Source organism: Embleya sp. AB8, from assembly GCF_049739465.1.
In the GTDB taxonomy this organism is placed as follows: domain Bacteria; phylum Actinomycetota; class Actinomycetes; order Streptomycetales; family Streptomycetaceae; genus Embleya.
In genome coordinates, this window is sequence record NZ_JBMHHY010000001.1 from 552378 (window position 1) to 569139 (window position 16762).

The following is a 16762-nucleotide window of genomic DNA, read 5'->3' on the forward strand; positions in this document are numbered from 1 at the left end:
TCCATGGCTGCGAACACCAACACTCCCGGTAGCACCACCGCCGGATCGATCGCCGTGCGCGAGGCCGGGGCCGAGAACGTGCTCGCCGGCCCCGGCACCGGCCGCTCGGTCGCCCAGCCCGCGGACGCCCGTCAGGTCGCGGCCGCGTCCTACGACGTGGCCGACTTCGCGGTGCCCACCGGTCGCGAGGAGGACTGGCGGTTCACCCCGCTGGCCCGCCTTCGCGGCCTGCACGACGGCACCGCCGCGAGCGGCGACCGCGGCGAGGTCACCGTCTCGGTGACCGCGCCCGAGGGCGTCACCGTCGAGACGGTGGACCGTACCGACGCGCGGATCGGCCGGGCCGGCGCGCCCGTCGACCGGGTCGCGGCCCAGGCGTACAGCTCGTTCGAGAAGGCCACGCTCGTCGTGGTCGGCAAGGACACCCAGCTCGCCGAACCGGTCGTGATCGACCTGCGCGGCGCCGGTGGCACCGCGTTCGGGCACATCGCGATCGAGGTCGAGCGGTTCGCCGAGGCGACCGTCGTGCTCGACCACAGCGGCTCGGCCGTCTATGCGCAAAACGTCGAGTTCATCGTCGGCGACGGCGCGAAGCTCAAGGTCGTCTCGATCCAGGACTGGGACGCCGACTCGGTGCACGTGGGCGGACACCTGGCCCGGGTGGGCCGGGACGCGTCCTTCACCTCCGTGGTCGTCACCCTGGGCGGCGACCTGGTCCGGTTGTTCCCGCGCGTGGTCTACGACGCCCCGGGCGGTGACGCCGAGCTCTACGGCGTCTACTTCGCCGACGCCGGCCAGCACCTCGAACACCGGCTGTTCATCGACCACGACGTGCCGCAGTGCCGCAGCCTGGTCACCTACAAGGGCGCGCTGCAGGGCGCGGACGCGCACACCGTGTGGATCGGCGACGTGCTCATCCGGGCCGCCGCCGAGGGCACCGACACCTACGAGCTCAACCGCAACCTGGTGCTCACCGACGGCGCGCGCGCCGACTCGGTGCCCAACCTGGAGATCGAGACCGGCGAGATCGCCGGCGCCGGGCACGCCAGTGCCACCGGGCGCTTCGACGACGAGCAGCTCTTCTACCTCCAGTCCCGCGGCATCCCCGCCGACGAGGCCCGCCGCCTGGTGGTGCGCGGCTTCTTCGCCGAGGTGATCGCCCGGGTCGGCATCGCCGAGCTGCAGGAACGCCTGATGACGCAGATCGAGGCCCGCCTCGAAGGCGGCGCCCGATGAGCTACCTCAAGGCCTGTGCGGAGAGCGACCTGCGCGAGGACATCCCGCTGCGCGTGGTGCTCGACGACGTGCCGGTGACCCTCGTGCGTACCGAGGGCGACGTATACGCGATCAACGACGTGTGCTCGCACGCCAACGTCTCGCTCTCCGAGGGCGAGGTCGACGACTGCGCGATCGAGTGCTGGCTGCACGGTTCGCGCTTCGATCTGCGTACCGGCCGCCCCTCGGGCCCCCCGGCCAACCTGCCGGTCCCCGTATACCCCGTGAAGATCGACGGCGGCGCCGTCTTCGTCGAAGTGAACCAGGAGTCCTGAGTCCGTTATGGCAACGCTTGAGATCCGCGACCTGCACGTCAGTGTGGACGCCGAGAACGGTCCGCGCGAGATCCTGCGCGGCGTCGACCTGACCGTGAAGCAGGGCGAGACCCACGCCATCATGGGCCCCAACGGCTCCGGCAAGTCCACGCTCGCCTACTCGGTCGCGGGTCACCCGAAGTACCAGGTCACCGGCGGCAGTGTGCTGCTCGACGGCGCGGACGTACTGTCCATGAGCGTCGACGAGCGGGCCCGCGCCGGCCTGTTCCTGGCCATGCAGTACCCGGTCGAGGTGGCCGGCGTCTCGGTGTCCAACTTCCTGCGCACCGCCGCCACCGCCACCCGCGGCGAGGCGCCCAAGCTGCGGCTGTGGATCAAGGAGGTCAAGGAGGCCATGGAGCGCCTCCAGATGGACCCCGCCTTCGCCGAGCGCAACGTCAACGAGGGCTTCTCCGGCGGTGAGAAGAAGCGGCACGAGATCCTTCAGCTCGAGCTGCTCCGGCCGAAGATCGCGATCCTCGACGAGACCGACTCCGGCCTGGACGTCGACGCGCTGCGCGTGGTCTCCGAGGGCGTCAACCGGGTACACGCGTCCGGGCAGATCGGCACGCTGCTGATCACCCACTACACGCGCATCCTGCGCTACATCAAGCCCGACCACGTGCACGTCTTCGCGGGCGGTCGGATCGTCGAGTCCGGCGGCGCCGAACTCGCGGACAAGCTCGAGGACGAAGGCTACGAGGCGTACACCGGCAAGGGGGAGTCTGCATGACACTGCACCTGCCGGGGCTGCTCGACACGGACACGATCCGCAAGGATTTCCCGATTCTCGAACGGCTCCTGCACGACGAGCGACCGCTTGTGTACCTGGACAACGCGGCGACGTCGCAGACCCCGCGTCAGGTGATCGATGCCATGACGCACTACTACGCGAACAGCAACGCGAACGTGCACCGCGGCGTGCACGTGCTGGCCGAAGAGGCCACCGCGCTGTACGAAGGCGCCCGGGACAAGGTCGCGACGTTCATCAACGCGCCCAGCCGGGACGAGGTGATCTTCACCAAGAACTCCTCCGAGGCGATCAACCTCGTGGCGAACATGCTGACCTGGGCGGACGAGCCGTTCAAGGTCGGGGTGGGCGCCGACGTGGTGATCACCGAGATGGAGCACCACTCGAACATCGTCCCGTGGCAGCTGCTCGCGCAGCGCACCGGTACCCAGCTCAAGTGGTTCGGGCTCACCGACGACGGCCGGCTCGACCTGTCGAATATCGAGCAGGTGATCACCGAGGAGACCAAGGTCGTCTCGGTCGTGCACACCTCGAACATCCTCGGCACGGTCAACGACCTGGAGCCGATCGTGCGCCGCGCGCACGACGTCGGCGCGCTGGTCGTGGTCGACGCGTCGCAGGCCGCGCCGCACACGGTGCTCGACGTCCAGGCCCTCGGCGCCGACTTCGTCGCGTTCACCGGCCACAAGATGTGCGGGCCGACCGGGATCGGCGTGTTGTGGGGCCGGCTGGGTCTGCTGGAGGAGCTGCCGCCGTTCCTGGGCGGCGGCGAGATGATCGAGACCGTGACGATGAGCGCGTCCACGTACGCGCCCGCGCCGCACAAGTTCGAGGCCGGCACGCCGCCGATCGCGGAGGCGGTCGGGCTTGGTGCGGCGATCGACTACCTGTCGGCGATCGGGATGGATCGGGTCGCCGCGCACGAGCACGCGCTCACCGGTTACGCGATCGACGCCTTGGCGGGCGTCGAGGGGCTGAAGATCATCGGCCCGGCCAACAATGTGGCGCGCGGGGCGGCGATCTCCTTCACCTTCGGCGACATCCACCCGCACGACGTGGGCCAGGTGCTCGACGAGCAGGGCATCGCGGTACGGGTCGGGCACCACTGCGCCCGGCCGGTGTGCCTGCGCTACGGCGTGCCGGCCACCACGCGGGCCTCGTTCTACCTCTACTCCACGCCGGGTGAGGTCGACGCGCTCGTGGCGGGGCTGGAACATGTTCGTCGGTTCTTCGGCTGAACAGGGGTGGGAGGCGAATCGATGAAGCTTGACGGGATGTACCAGGAGATCATCCTGGACCACTACCGACACCCGCATAACAAGGGACTGCGCGACCCGTTCGACACCCAGGTCCACCACGTCAACCCGACCTGCGGGGACGAGGTCACGCTGCGGGTGAAGCTGGACTCGGACGGCGTGAAGGTGCTCGACGTCAGCTACGAGGGCCAGGGCTGTTCGATCAGCCAGGCGAGTGCCTCGGTGATGACCGATCTGGTGATCGGGCACACCATCGAGGACGCGTTGCACGCGGGCGACGAGTTCCTGGCGCTGATGCAGTCCAAGGGGCAGGGTGAGCCGGACGAGGACGTGCTGGAGGACGCGGTGGCGTTCGTCGGCGTCAGCAAGTATCCGGCGCGGGTGAAGTGCGCACTGCTGGGCTGGATGGCCTTCAAGGACGCGACGGCGCAGGCGCTGCAGACGACGGAAGGGCAGAAATGACCGAGACTCAGGCCAAGGCGGCGCAGGCCACGCCCGAGGACGTCACCGAGGCGATGTACGACGTCGTCGACCCGGAACTCGGGATCAACGTCGTGGACTTGGGCCTGGTGTACGGCGTGCATGTCGACGACGCGAACATCGCCACGATCGACATGACGCTGACGAGCGCGGCGTGTCCGTTGACGGACGTGATCGAGGACCAGACGCGGACGGCGACGGAAGGCATCGTCGCGGACATGCGGATCAACTGGGTCTGGATGCCGCCGTGGGGGCCGGACAAGATCACCGACGACGGGCGTGAGCAGTTGCGGGCGCTGGGGTTCAACCTGTAGCGGCTCCTGGGCCGCGCTTGGCTGGGCTGGGTTTGCCTGGCCTGCGGCCTAGGCGGCCTCAGACGCCGGCCGGGCTGGTTTGGCCTCAGACGCCGGCCGGGCTGGTTTGGCCGGCCTCAAGCGCCGGCCGGGCTGGTCGCCTCAAGCGCCGGCGGGGCTGGTTTGGCCTCAAGCGCCGGCCTGGCTAGGTGGCCTCAAGCGCCGGCCGGGCTGAGTGGCCTCAGACGCCGGCCGGGCTGGATGGTTTGCCGCCCGGGTTGGGTTGGCTGCGGTTCCGGCCGGGCTGGATGGTTTGCCGCCCGGGTTGGGTTGGCTGCGGTTCCGGCCGGGCTGGAGGGATTGCCGGCTAGGCTGAGTTGGGCTGCGGCTGGTGGTTGGCCGGGCTGATGTGGACTCAAACGCCGGCCGGCCTGAGGGCTCGGCCGGCGTTTGGTGTTGGTTGGGTGGGGTTGCCTCAGGTGCCGGCGGGGCTGGGTTGGGTGATTTGCCGGGCCGGGTCTATGGGCGGGGTTGGGTTACGCCGAGGAGTTCCAGGACGTCTGTGTCGCCGCGTTGTTGTAGGCGGTGCAGGACGGCTTTGAGGTCTATGCCGGGGTCGAGGCCGATTCGGGTGCCCAGGAGTTCGGGCAGGTTGACCTGTTCCGGGACCGGGTCTACGCCGGTGTGGCGTAGGGCCCTTGCCCAGCGGGGGAGGCGGACCGTGGCGTCGCCGCGGACCAGGCGGGCTTCCAGGCGGCCCTGGTGGATCGAGGAGATGAAGACCATGTCGCCCTCGTGGGCGGACAGGCCGGCCAGGATGGCGCGCAGGGACACCAGGTAGGGCGTGTCCGACCAGCGCAGCGCGGCCGGGCCGTGGCCGTGGTGGAGGCGGACCTGGCCGCCCGGGGTGACGCCGAGGGACTGGGCGAAGGCGGCGGGGAGTTTGACCGGCTCGCCTTCGAGCATCGCGGTTGATACGTCTACTCGGAATGCCCAGGCGCCGGTGTCCTCGCGGAAGCAGCCGGCGGTCCAGGACGGGTCGCCGATCGGGGCGGCAGCGGCCGCAGCAGTCGCTGGTGGTTGTTGTTGCTGCTGTTGTTGCTTTTGGGCCGGGCGCTCGAGGGTGTCGGCGGAGCGGGAGAGTACCTGGCCGTTTTCCACCTGGAAGCCCTCCAGGCGGGCGATCCAGGTGGTTTGCAGGGGCTTGCGGATGCCCATCGCGGTCAAGTCTCGCTCCAGCGCGGCCAGGGGGACCGGGCCGCGGGCGCAGGCCGCGTCGAGGGTGCTCTGGGTGCGGTCGGAGAGTTCGCCGAGCGGGGCGGCGGAGAGCCAGCCGTCCACGGACGTGTGCAGGCCGAGCAGGCCGCGCAGTACCTGCCAGACCTGGACCTCCAGGCCGGGCACGGTCTCGGTGTGCTTGGGGTGCAGCGCGCGCAGTTCGGACACCGTGGTCAAGACTCCGAGTCGGTCCCGGACGAAGCTCAGGTGGACCCGGACCGGCGCGCCCTCGGAGCGGGCGATGCGTTCGTCGAGATTGCGCCGCAGATCCCGCTCCAGGATCTTGACCTCGGCCGGCGAGGTGCCGAACTCGGCGGCCAGCGACTCCAGTTCGCGCGGGGTATCGGTGAACAGGCGGTCTCGGGCAAGGACCCGGCGGCGCGGTTCGCCGGCCAGGAACCAGGACGCCAGGACCAACACCAGGTCGCCGCCGCCGGGTTCGCCGGCGCGCGGCTGCGGCCGGTCGACGAGCATCGTGACGTCCTCGGCGACGGCGGGCAACGAACCGGGCACCATCTCGACGGTGGCCTCGGGGTCGGCGGCGGTCGTCTTCGTACCGCGGTTGGTGTGCGGTACGGCCGAGGGGTCCGGCGGAGCAGGTACGGACGGTACCTCCGCGGCGGGGCCGGCGGGCGTGGGCGCGGGGGCGCTGCGCGGCGGGTGGCTGGGGCGGGGCGGGATGCGTAGGCCCTCGGGGGTGCGGGGCACGTTCGACTCGGCGCCGGCCGATGCCTCGCCGGCGGCTTCGGCCACGGGCTCCGCGGCGGACGGGTCGGCCTGCCCGCGGTCGCGCAGGGCGCGGATCGGGAGGTCGGCGACGGTCACCGGGGGCGTCTCGCCGAACGCGTCGAGGCCGCCGGGGGTTGCGCCGGCGGTCGCGGGCTCGGCGGCGGCGACCGGGTGGGGGGTGCGGTCCTCGGAGGTGTCCTCGGTGCGGATCTTCGGTGCGCGTTTGGCGGCGGATCGGGGTTCGGGCTCCGGCTCGATGACGGGCTCGGGGGCGGGCGCGGCCGGCTGCACCGCGGGGACGCCGGCGCTGGTGGTCGGCGGGACCTCGCCGTACGCGTCCCGGCCCGCCTCGTCGGCCGCGTCGTCCTCCGGCTCGGCGGCGATCGGCGCGGGCGGCAGGGTCAGGGATGCGCGCAGGCCGGCCGGCACCTGGGTGAGCAGCGCGGTCAGCGCCGCCCGTACCTCGTCCGAGGCATCCTCCAGGCCGACCACCGCGGCGGTCTCCAGGGTGACCTGGGCGAGCTGCGCCATCAGCGGTACGTCCGGCGCCTGGATGGCCAACCAGCGCACCACGGTGCCCAGTTCGGCGGTCAGCGGCTCGGGCAGCTGGACCGGGTACAGCCCGTCCTCGTCCAGGTCGCCCCAGTCGTCCGGGGTGTCCCAGTCGCCGTCGGCCGGCGGGGGCGGAGGCGGGATTACGGTCGGGGTGGCCGCGATCGGTTCGGCTTCGGGCTCGGGTTCCGGCTCGGGCTCCGGCTCCGGTGCGGGTTCCGGCGCCGCGGTGGGTTGGCTCGCCGCGGTGTCCGGGACGGCGAACACGTCGTCGATGTCGACGGCTTCGTCGTCCTGGGGGAGCAGGCCGAGGACCTCCTCGAACAGGCGGGCCACCAGCGGGCGGACCGTGGAGGTACCGATCTGGGTCCAGTCGCCGACCTCACGCACGGTGGTGGTCAGCAGGTCCGCCCAGTCCGGCGTGCGCACCATCACGTTCGTCCGCGCGCCGTCGGGCCACTGGGACAGCCGGAAGCCGTTGCGGGCCAACCAGGCCCCGGGCAGCAGATCGCCCAGACGCAGGTGCCGAAGTTCGGTGTAGGCGAGATCGGCGAGCCGCCCGGGCAGTTCGTCCCGGCCGAAGGTGTCGGCGGCACGCACCACGGGGACGCTCATCCACCATGCCGCGGGCAGATCGTCGTGTTCGAGGTAGTCGGCGACGAGTTCGGGCGCGACGAAGCGCAGGGCCGGTACAAAATCGGCCAGAGTGGCCTGGAGCCGGGGCTGCATGCAGGTCCTCCGTGACGCGGTCGGTAACCCCGACGTTAGTACGCCGGCCGGAACGGCGGGTGGCGAGCCGGCACCGGGGGTCCCGGGACGTTGCCGTCTGCTTTCGGGACGAAGCGGCGGATCGGTTGGTTCCCCGAACCCGGGTCCGAGCCGTGCGGCGCGGGTCACGTGGCGGCTCCGAGCCGTGCTGCGGAGCGGTTGTCGTCGGGGATCGCTACCTCGTCGTACCGGGCGGGAACCGTGTCCCGGGCGCCCGACGGCGCATTCGAGGGGGGCGTGCGCCCATCGAGCGCCGTTCGCGCGTCCAGCGCCGGCCCGCGCCATGTTTCACCAGGGGGAAAGAAGTCGATCTCACCAACAGCGGAGACAACGACGGCTAGTTTGGACAAAGGTCGCCGATTGCCTCCGGCCGCCTCATCTGCGCCGACATCTGCGCCAACAGGGGAGACAGGGGGAGACGTGGGCGAAATCGCATCATCGCCGCGATCCGAGGAGTCCCCGGCCGGCCCGCTGCTGCTGTCACTGCGTCTGCCGGCCACGGTGGAGGCGGTGCCGCGGGCTCGGCACGCGCTGCGTCGGGTCTTGGCGGAGCGGGTGCCGAGGGCGCCGGTGGACACCCTGGAATTGTTGCTGTCGGAGCTGGTGACGAACGCGGTCCAGCACTCGGAGCGGGGGCGGACCGTCGCCGTCGCGGTGTTGCGCCGGGAAACGTCGATTCGGCTCGCGGTGGTGGACAACGACGGGGCGCTTCCCTTGCCCGGGGGCGGGTTGGATTTGTTGGCCGAGCATGGGCGGGGGTTGTTGCTGGTCGATGCGATGGCGGAGGAGTGGGGGAGTTATCCGGTGCCGGACGGCAAGGTGGTCTGGTGCGATGTGAAGACCGTGGCGTGAATTTGGCTTTCGCCTGGTGTAGTTGGCTGCGGTTGGTTGGTTGGCCTCAAACGCCGGCCGGGCTGGATTTGCCTGGCCTGCGGCCTAGGCGGCCTCAAGCGCGCTCAGCCGGGCTGGATTTGCCTGGCCTGCGGCCTAGGCGGCCTCAAGCGCCGGCCGGGCTACTTGGCCTCAAGCGCCGGCCAGGCTGGATTTGGCCTCAAGCGCCGGCCGGGCTACTTGGCCTCAAACGCCGGCCAGGCTGGATTTGGCCTCAAGCGCCGGCCGGGCTACTTGGCCTCAAACGCCGGCCAGGCTGGATTTGGCCTCAAACGCCGGCCAGGCTGGAAATTTGGCCGGCGTTGGGAGTTGGCTCGGCTGCCATGGCCTCAAACGCCGATCGGCCTGGGGTCGGTCGGCCGTTAGATGCGGGCCGTGAAGGTGTCGCATTTGGTCATGTCGCCGGTGGTGTAGCCCTGGCGGAACCACTGTTGGCGTTGGGCGGCTGAGCCGTGGGTCCAGCTTTCCGGGTTTACTCGGCCCTGGAATTCCTTTTGGATGCGGTCGTCGCCGACCGCAGCTGCGGCGTCCAGGCCGTCGGCGATGTCCTGGTCGGTCAGCTTTGCGATCAGTGGTTGGCCGTTGGGCATCGGGGTGGTCGTGGCGTGTTGGGCCCAGACGCCGGCGTAGCAGTCGGCTTGGAGTTCGAGGCGGACGGAGCCGCTCTGCGGGCCCTGGCGGTCGTTGCCGATCTTCGCCATCTGGCCGGTCAGGTCCTGGATGTGGTGGCCGTATTCGTGGGCCAGTACGTACGCCTCGGCGAACGGGCCGCCCTTGGCGCCGAACTTGGTGCGCAGCTCGTTGAAGAAGCCCAGGTCGATGTAGACCTTGCGGTCGCCGGGGCAGTAGAAGGGGCCCACCGCCGAGGTCGCGCCGCCGCACGCGGTCGAGGTGCTGCCCGTGAAGAACTTGGTCGGCGCCGGCTTGTAGGTCTTGTTCTGCCGCTTGTACTCGCTCGCCCAATACGCCTGCACGCTGTTGACCACTCCGACGATCCGGCAGTCGTCGCGCGCGTTGGCATCGGTGCCCTTGCGGCACGAGTCCGAGAGTGCGCGGTTGTCCGCCGGGGCCGACTTGCCTCCGCCGCCGCTGCTCAGGCCGAGATGGTTGGGGCTGAGGCCGAAGATCAGGCCGAGGACCACGACGATCAGGCCCACCGCCCCGCCGCCCATCGCCATGCCTCCCGGTAGGCCCGAGCCGCCGCCCGAGCCGCGGGCGTCCTCGATCTGTGACGTGTCCAGATCCGCGTCGTCGTTGAACTGCATCGCGCACCACCTGCGGGGTCGGGGGACGGGGATGTCGGGGTGACGGATATCCCTTATCAGGTTTTATCTGGTCTGCGCCGTCGCCGTGCGCGGAGACGCCCGGAAAGTCGGGGCGAGGGCTCCCGTAGACTCGTGGGCATGGTCGGTTTCTCTGGATATCCCCGCGAGCGGCCCTAGAGCGGTGCGGCTTCCCCGCGAGCCCCGCGACCGTCCGTCTTCGTCAGTCCCCGACCGGGAGTCCAGTCCTTCATGATCAACGCAACCAACGTCGAACTACGCGCCGGCGCCCGCATCCTGCTCGAGCCGGCTTCCTTCCGAGTCGCGGCCGGCGACCGGATCGGCCTGGTCGGCCGCAACGGCGCCGGCAAGACCACGCTGACCAAGACGCTGGCCGGGGAGACCCAACCCGCGGCCGGCACCATCACCCGCACCGGCGAGGTCGGCTACCTGCCGCAGGACCCGCGCACCGGCGACTTGGACGTGCTCGCCCGGGACCGCATCCTGTCCGCGCGCGGCCTGGATGTCGCGCTGTCCGGGATGCGCGAGGCGGAGGGCCTGATGGCCAGCGCCAGCGGCGAGACCGCGGCGAAAGCGATGCGCAAGTATTCGCGCCTGGAGACCGAGTTCCTGACCAAGGGCGGCTACGCGGCGGAGGCCGAGGCGGCCACCATCGCGGCCAGCCTGGGGTTGCCGGACCGGATCCTGGGCCAGGAGCTGCACACCCTCTCCGGTGGTCAGCGGCGCCGGGTCGAGCTGGCCCGGATCCTGTTCTCGGACGCCGACACGCTGCTCCTGGACGAGCCGACCAACCACCTCGACGCCGACTCGATCGGCTGGCTGCGCGACTTCCTCAAGACCTACAAGGGCGGCTTCATCGTGATCAGTCACGATGTGGGCCTGATGGAGGCGTGCGTCAACAAGGTGTTCTACCTGGACGCCAACCGCACCACCATCGACATCTACAACGTCGGGTGGAATGCCTACAAGCTGCAGCGCGAGACCGACGAGCGGCGCCGCAAGCGCGAGCGGGCCAACGCGGAGAAGAAGGCCGACCAACTCTTCTCGCAGGCCGACAAGATGCGGGCCAAGGCGACCAAGACGGTGGCCGCGCAGAACATGGCCCGGCGCGCCGAGAAGTTGCTCTCCGGCCTGGAGAGCGAGCGCAAGTCGGACAAGGTGGCCAAGCTGCGCTTCCCGAAGCCGGCCCCGTGCGGGAAGACCCCGCTGATGGCGACCGGGTTGTCCAAGTCCTATGGCTCTCTTGAGATCTTCACCGATGTCGACCTCGCCATCGACAAGGGCTCGCGCGTGGTCATCCTGGGCCTGAACGGCGCGGGCAAGACCACGCTGCTCCGGCTGCTGGGCGGCGTCGAGGATCCGGACACCGGCAAGATCGAACCGGGGCATGGTCTGCAACTGGGCTACTACGCACAGGAACACGAGACGCTGGACCCGGAGCGTACGGTCCTGGAGAACATGCGGTCGTCTTCGCCGGATCTGGACCTGGTCGAAGTACGCAAGGTGCTGGGGTCGTTCCTGTTCTCCGGGGACGACGTGGACAAGCCGGCCGGGGTGCTCTCGGGCGGTGAGAAGACCCGGCTCGCGCTGGCCACCCTCGTGGTGTCGAAGGCCAATGTGCTGCTCCTGGACGAGCCGACCAACAACCTCGACCCGGCCAGCCGCGCCGAGGTGTTGGACGCGCTGCGCACCTACGAGGGCGCGGTCGTGCTCGTCACCCACGACGAGGGCGCGGTGGAGGCGCTCCAGCCGGAGCGGATCATCCTGCTCCCGGACGGCGTCGAGGACCTGTGGAACGAGGACTACGCCGACCTGGTCGCGCTCGCCTGATCGCCAGGATCCGCCGGACAGGGCCCGGGCTTCGCGCCCGGGAAATCGCCCGAACCACCGACACCCCGTCGGGTCGCCGTCGCCGGCAACCCGGCGGGGTGATCGCTTTCGTCCCCCCGACGGGTTTTCGCCACGAAACCCTCACAAGAGGAAGCCGTCGTTCCGGTCTGCACGTGATGCCGGTCACGAGCACTGCCGGCGACTCAGAGCAAGGTCGCGAATCTCATGGGTGACCAGCGCCTTTGTCGGCGGACACAGGATTCGGTCAAGCATTCGGCACGGGAAGGCGTGATTCCGCTCGGGTGATCTTTGTGTGCATGAGGCCACGCGCCGCGATGATCAAGCCATCGGGCCTGGTGGAATCACTGGTCTTGTCATGTCCCAGGGGTGATCATGGGATTCCAGAGCGCACTTCCTATGAGGAGGCACGTGTGGCCGAGACTCTGAAGAAGGGCAGCCGGGTGACCGGTGCCGCGCGCGAGCAGCTCGCGGCTGACCTCAAGAAGAAGTACGACTCCGGTGCCAGCATCCGCGCCCTCGCGGAGGAGACGGGCCGTTCCTACGGTTTCGTGCACCGGATGCTCAGCGAGTCCGGAGTGACCCTCCGCGGCAGGGGCGGGGCAACGCGGGGCAAGGCCAAGACCGCCGCGTCGGCCTCGGCCTGAGGCCGGGTTCCGGAGGATCGGCACCACCGCACCGTCCGTCGAACGACCATGTGACCGACCGGTAACGTCGGGCGCGTGGTCGTTTGCCGGAAGCGACCCGAACACGGGAGGGACCGTGGCCGAGGTGGCGAAGCAGTCGGACGGTACACAGCACGACACGCAGTACGAGACACAGCACGAGAACGGTGACGACGGCGGGGTCGGCGGTGCCGACCGTGCCGCACGGCAGGGCCTTTCGGTCGTGATCGAAGGTTCGTTCGCGGTGGTGAGCCTCACCAACCCCGATCGGCGCAACGCGCAGACTCCCGCGCTCTGGCGCGCGCTCGCCGCCGTCGGCCGCGAACTGCCCGGTGACGTCCGGGCCGTGCTGTTGCGCGCGGAGGGCACCTCGTTCTCCGCGGGTCTGGATCGGCGGATGTTCCCGGGCGGCGGGGGCATCCCGGGGGAGTCGGATCTCGTCACGCTCGCGGGTGCGAGCGATGACGAACTCGACGCCACGATCGCCTCGTTCCAGGAGGCGTTCACGTGGTGGCGGCGCCCGGATCTGCTCACGGTCGCCGCCGTGCAGGGGCATGCCGTGGGCGCCGGGTTCCAGCTGGCGCTGGCCTGCGATCTGCGGGTGTGCGCGGACGATGCGCGGTTCTCGATGCGCGAGACCGCGCTCGGCCTGGTTCCGGACCTGGCCGGCACCAAGCCGTTGGTCGATCTGGTCGGCTACGCCCGGGCCCTGGAGATCTGTGTCACCGGGCGCTGGGTCGGCGCGCAGGAGGCCGTGGCGATGGGGCTCGCCACTCTCGCGGTGCCGGGCGAGGAACTCGACGGCGCCGCGCGCGACCTGCTGGCCGCCCTGCTGGCCGCGCCGCGCGACGCGGTGATCGAGACGAAGGCGCTGCTCGCGGGCGCCGCCGGGCGTACGTACGACGAACAGCGCGCCGCCGAACGTGCCGCGCAGGCCCGCCGGCTGCGCGATCTGGCCGGCCTCGGCGAGTAGGGCCGATCCGGCGGACCGGCCGGCGGGACATGGGACCTGCGTCACATCGGGCCGCCGGGGTCCGGCGGTCGGCCGTGGTGGGCCCGGGAGTAAGCGGGCCCATCGCGGTGTTCCTGTACAACGAAGTGCTGAGGTTGACTCAGGATATTTTCGTTGGAGCATGCGTATGTACAGGAGCGGGACTTGATGAGTGGTGGCGGCCCGATGGGGATGAACCTGCGGTCCTACACGCGCGACGCGTCCGTGGTCGAGCGCCGGCTCGCCCCCGGCACGGTGCGCCGGGTGGGCGAGTTCGCGCGGCCGTTCGCCCGGCAGATCGGCGCGTATCTGATCCTGGTGGTGATCGGCGCGGTGCTCACCGTCGTGCCGCCGCTGCTCGCGCAGCGGATCGTGGACGAGGGTGTGCTCAAGGGCGACGGCCATCTGGTGACCGTGCTTGCCATGGTGGTGGCGGGCATCGCGCTGCTCGCGGCCGGGTTCGGGCTTGCCGAGCGGTGGTATTCGGCGCGGATCGGCGAGGGCTCGATCTACGAACTGCGCAGTCGGGTGTTCGCGCACGTCCAGCGCCAGCCGATCGCGTTCTTCACCCGGACCCAGACCGGCGCGCTGATCTCCCGGCTGAACAACGACGTGCTCTCCGCGCAGCGCGCGTTCACCTCGACGCTCGCCGGGGTCGTGTCCAACCTGGTCAGTCTGGTCCTGGTGGCCGGCACGATGTTCTACCTGGCCTGGCAGATCACCCTGGTCGCGTTGATCCTGCTGCCGCTGTTCCTGCTCCCGGCCAAGTGGATCGGCCGCCGGTTGCAGACCATGACGCGTGAGCAGATGCAGCTCAACGCCGAGATGTCGACGGTGATGACCGAGCGGTTCAACGTCTCGGGCGCGATGCTCGCCAAGATCTTCGGCCGGCCCGAGGAGGAGGACGCGCTGTTCTCCGGGCGGGCCGCGCGAGTTCGCGACATCGGCATCCGGATCGCGCTGGTGAACCGGGTGTTCGCGACCGCGCTGACCCTGGTCGCGTCGCTGGCCACCGCGCTGGTCTACCTGATCGGCGGACACCTGGCGGTGGACGGGCGGTTGACCGTGGGTACGCTGGTCGCGCTCACCGTGCTGCTCGGGCGGTTGTACGGTCCGCTGACCGCGCTGGCCAACGTCCGGGTGGACGTGATGACCGCGCTGGTCAGCTTCGAGCGGGTGTTCGAGGTGTTCGACCTGCCCGCGATGATCGCCGACAAGCCCGACGCGAAGCCGCTGCCGGCAGACGCCGCGGCGGTGGAGTTCGCCGGCGTCGGGTTCGCCTACCCCGGCGCGGACGAGGTGTCCCTGGCCTCGCTGGAGAGCGTCGCGGTGCTCGATCGGCGGCGCGAGGCACCGGTGTTGCACGACGTGTCGTTTCGCGCGGAGCCCGGTCAGGTGATCGCCCTGGTGGGTCCCTCGGGCGCGGGCAAGACCACGATCACCTCGCTGGTGGGCCGGCTCTACGACGCCACCGAGGGCGCGGTGCGGATCGGCGGGCACGACGTGCGCGATGTCACGCTCGACTCGCTGCGCGACGCGGTGGGCGTGGTCACCCAGGACTCGCACATGTTCCACGACACGATTCGCGGCAATCTGCGCTACGCCAAGCCCGATGCGAGCGACGAGCAGTTGTGGGCGGCGCTGCACGCGGCGAACATCGGCGAGTTGGTCGAGGCGCTGCCGGATCGGCTGGAGACGGTGGTCGGCGAGCGTGGACACCGCCTCTCCGGCGGCGAGAAGCAGCGGCTCGCGATCGCCCGGCTGCTGCTCAAGTCGCCGCGCGTGGTGGTGCTCGACGAGGCGACCGCGCACCTGGACTCGGAGTCGGAGGCGGCCGTACAGCGCGCGTTCGCCACCGCGCTTGCCGGCCGTACCGCGCTGGTGATCGCCCACCGGTTGTCCACCGTGCGGGACGCGGATCTGATCCTGGTGGTGGACGGCGGCCGGATCGCGGAGCGCGGCACACACGCCGAGTTGCTGGCCCGGAACGGTCTGTACGCGGATCTGTATCACCGTCAGTTCCGCGGCGGGGAAGCGGATTCGATCGAGGCGCAGGCGCTGGCGAGTTGACCGACCGCAGCCCGGAACGGCGGGTAGTGTGTCGGTATTCCGGATGGTTGGCAAGAGGGGCTTCCACGTGCGTGTTCTCGTCGCCGGTGGCGGCATAGGCGGACTGGCCGCGGCACTGAGCCTGCACGACGCGGGCATCACCGAAGTGACGGTGATCGACGCGGCGCTGCGAATCCGGCCGCTGGGCCTCGGCATCAGTCTCCTGCCCCACGCGGTGCGCGAACTCGCCGAACTCGACCTCTACCATCCGATCGCCAACCTCGGCGTGCCGCTGTCCGGGGTGGCCTATCCCGACCGGACGGCCAAGCGGGTGGTGCTCGAACCGAGGGGTCAGCGGGCCGGGTTCCTGTGGCCGCATCTGTCGGTACACCGGGGTGAGTTGCAGGTGGCCCTGCTGCGCGCGGTCTACCAGCGGCTCGGTCGACCGGCGGTGCGGACCGGGTCGCGGCTGACCGGGTTCGATCAGGACGACGACGGGGTGACCGCGTACTTCGTGGACGGCGACGGGCGGGCCTGGCAGGAGCGGGCCGACGTGCTGATCGGCGCGGACGGGATCAACTCGGCGACGCGCGCCACGTTGTTGCCGGACGAGGGCTCGCCGATGGCCCAGCCGCGAATATTGATGCGCGGCACCACACGCTGTGCGCCGTTCGCGGACGGCCATACGATGATCATGACGGCACACGGCGAGGCGCGATTCATGGCGCACCCGATCAAGCCGATCGATCCGCGGGACGGAACCACGCTCACCAACTGGCTGGCCGAGCTGCCCGATCGGCAGTCGGCCGGCGAACTCGGCGACACCGGCTGGAACGGCCCGGCCGATCTGCGTCGGCTCACCCGGGTCTTTCGCGGCTGGAGCATCGCCGGGGCCGATGTCGGGGCGATGGTGAAGACGCCGACCGAGGCGTCCGGCTACCCGCTGGTGACCCGACCGCCGCTGGACCAGTGGTCGTTCGGCCGGGTCACCCTGCTGGGCGACGCGGCCCACCCGATGTATCCCTACGTGCTCGGCGGCGCGTCCGAGTCGATCGTCGACGCGCGCGTGTTGGCCCGGTCGTTGGCCTCGTACCGGGATCCGAGCGAGGCGCTGGAGCGGTACGAGCGGGCCCGGCTGCCGCTCAACAAGTGGCTGCAACTGATCGGCCACGGACGGGTCCCGCGCGCCGCCGACGCGACCGGGCCACTGACCGCCACCGAGGAGATCGGCGGCATCATCGGCGCGTACGGCCACCTGCCCGGCCACGACCCGGCCGGCCTGAACGAGCGGCCCTCGTACAGCCTCGCGCAGGTCTGAGCGCGGCGACCCGCCCCGACG

At 70.5% G+C, this 16762-nt stretch carries 14 protein-coding genes; 12 read left to right on the forward strand and 2 right to left on the reverse strand.

The annotated features are described in order from the left end of the window. Window positions 1–3 precede the first annotated feature (3 nt). The 6 genes from sufD to ABIA38_RS02395 are packed head-to-tail and all read left to right on the forward strand — an operon-like array spanning window position 4 to window position 4390. Window positions 4–1236: a Fe-S cluster assembly protein SufD gene (gene sufD, locus ABIA38_RS02370; RefSeq protein ID WP_424636649.1), complete on the forward strand. Its 1233-nt coding sequence runs from the start codon at window positions 4–6 to the stop codon at window positions 1234–1236. After that, window positions 1233–1550, forward strand: a complete 318-nt coding sequence (locus ABIA38_RS02375) for a non-heme iron oxygenase ferredoxin subunit (protein WP_424636650.1) — start codon at window positions 1233–1235, stop codon at window positions 1548–1550. Before sufD ends, ABIA38_RS02375 begins: the two co-directional genes overlap by 4 nt. A gap of 7 nt (window positions 1551–1557) precedes the next feature. Then, on the forward strand, window positions 1558–2322 hold the full coding sequence (sufC, locus tag ABIA38_RS02380; protein WP_424636651.1) for a Fe-S cluster assembly ATPase SufC: 765 nt from the start codon (window positions 1558–1560) through the stop codon (window positions 2320–2322). Beyond that, a complete protein-coding gene (locus ABIA38_RS02385; protein ID WP_424636652.1) occupies window positions 2319–3578 on the forward strand; it encodes a cysteine desulfurase in 1260 nt (419 codons plus the stop codon). Before sufC ends, ABIA38_RS02385 begins: the two co-directional genes overlap by 4 nt. Window positions 3579–3599: 21 nt before the next feature. Further along, entirely contained in the window at window positions 3600–4058 is a 459-nt protein-coding gene (gene sufU, locus ABIA38_RS02390; protein ID WP_424636653.1) for a Fe-S cluster assembly sulfur transfer protein SufU, read from the forward strand. Further along, on the forward strand, window positions 4055–4390 hold the full coding sequence (locus tag ABIA38_RS02395; protein WP_424636654.1) for a metal-sulfur cluster assembly factor: 336 nt from the start codon (window positions 4055–4057) through the stop codon (window positions 4388–4390). Before sufU ends, ABIA38_RS02395 begins: the two co-directional genes overlap by 4 nt. A gap of 498 nt (window positions 4391–4888) precedes the next feature. Here the strand turns inward: ABIA38_RS02395 and ABIA38_RS02400 are convergent, their stop codons facing one another. Then, a complete protein-coding gene (locus tag ABIA38_RS02400) occupies window positions 4889–7657 on the reverse strand; it encodes a hypothetical protein (protein ID WP_424636655.1) in 2769 nt (922 codons plus the stop codon). A 459-nt stretch (window positions 7658–8116) separates the two neighbouring features. On the opposite strand from ABIA38_RS02400, the gene ABIA38_RS02405 reads away from it, so the two are divergent. Beyond that, window positions 8117–8548, forward strand: a complete 432-nt coding sequence (locus ABIA38_RS02405; RefSeq protein WP_424636656.1) for an ATP-binding protein — start codon at window positions 8117–8119, stop codon at window positions 8546–8548. A gap of 401 nt (window positions 8549–8949) precedes the next feature. Here the strand turns inward: ABIA38_RS02405 and ypfJ are convergent, their stop codons facing one another. After that, window positions 8950–9852, reverse strand: a complete 903-nt coding sequence (ypfJ, locus tag ABIA38_RS02410) for a KPN_02809 family neutral zinc metallopeptidase (RefSeq protein ID WP_424636657.1) — start codon at window positions 9850–9852, stop codon at window positions 8950–8952. A 249-nt stretch (window positions 9853–10101) separates the two neighbouring features. Here ypfJ and ABIA38_RS02415 point away from each other — a divergent pair, with 249 nt between their 5' ends. The 5 genes from ABIA38_RS02415 (at window position 10102) to ABIA38_RS02435 (ending at window position 16741) form a co-directional block, all read left to right on the forward strand. Then, window positions 10102–11700: an ABC-F family ATP-binding cassette domain-containing protein gene (locus tag ABIA38_RS02415; RefSeq protein WP_424636658.1), complete on the forward strand. Its 1599-nt coding sequence runs from the start codon at window positions 10102–10104 to the stop codon at window positions 11698–11700. Window positions 11701–12131: 431 nt separating this feature from the next. Further along, complete coding sequence (locus ABIA38_RS02420) at window positions 12132–12365, forward strand: helix-turn-helix domain-containing protein (protein ID WP_406287670.1); 234 nt, start codon at window positions 12132–12134, stop codon at window positions 12363–12365. A gap of 241 nt (window positions 12366–12606) precedes the next feature. Next, a complete protein-coding gene (locus ABIA38_RS02425) occupies window positions 12607–13356 on the forward strand; it encodes an enoyl-CoA hydratase/isomerase family protein (RefSeq protein WP_424636766.1) in 750 nt (249 codons plus the stop codon). 204 nt (window positions 13357–13560) lie between these two features. Next, window positions 13561–15444 (forward strand): ABC transporter ATP-binding protein, encoded by a 1884-nt coding sequence (locus ABIA38_RS02430; RefSeq protein WP_424636767.1) that lies wholly within the window; start codon window positions 13561–13563, stop codon window positions 15442–15444. 67 nt (window positions 15445–15511) lie between these two features. Continuing rightward, window positions 15512–16741 (forward strand): FAD-dependent monooxygenase, encoded by a 1230-nt coding sequence (locus tag ABIA38_RS02435; RefSeq protein WP_424636659.1) that lies wholly within the window; start codon window positions 15512–15514, stop codon window positions 16739–16741. The last annotated feature ends 21 nt before the right edge of the window (window positions 16742–16762 follow it).

What these genes read in the sequence shown, in the direction of transcription:
- sufD (WP_424636649.1), top strand. Translation starts at nt 4, where the DNA reads ATGGCTGCGAACACCAACACTCCCGGTAGCACCACCGCCGGATCGATC.
- ABIA38_RS02375 (WP_424636650.1), top strand. Translation starts at nt 1,233, where the DNA reads ATGAGCTACCTCAAGGCCTGTGCGGAGAGCGACCTGCGCGAGGACATC.
- sufC (WP_424636651.1), top strand. Translation starts at nt 1,558, where the DNA reads ATGGCAACGCTTGAGATCCGCGACCTGCACGTCAGTGTGGACGCCGAG.
- ABIA38_RS02385 (WP_424636652.1), top strand. Translation starts at nt 2,319, where the DNA reads ATGACACTGCACCTGCCGGGGCTGCTCGACACGGACACGATCCGCAAG.
- sufU (WP_424636653.1), top strand. Translation starts at nt 3,600, where the DNA reads ATGAAGCTTGACGGGATGTACCAGGAGATCATCCTGGACCACTACCGA.
- ABIA38_RS02395 (WP_424636654.1), top strand. Translation starts at nt 4,055, where the DNA reads ATGACCGAGACTCAGGCCAAGGCGGCGCAGGCCACGCCCGAGGACGTC.
- ABIA38_RS02400 (WP_424636655.1), bottom strand. Translation starts at nt 7,657, where the DNA reads ATGCAGCCCCGGCTCCAGGCCACTCTGGCCGATTTTGTACCGGCCCTG.
- ypfJ (WP_424636657.1), bottom strand. Translation starts at nt 9,852, where the DNA reads ATGCAGTTCAACGACGACGCGGATCTGGACACGTCACAGATCGAGGAC.
- ABIA38_RS02415 (WP_424636658.1), top strand. Translation starts at nt 10,102, where the DNA reads ATGATCAACGCAACCAACGTCGAACTACGCGCCGGCGCCCGCATCCTG.
- ABIA38_RS02430 (WP_424636767.1), top strand. Translation starts at nt 13,561, where the DNA reads ATGGGGATGAACCTGCGGTCCTACACGCGCGACGCGTCCGTGGTCGAG.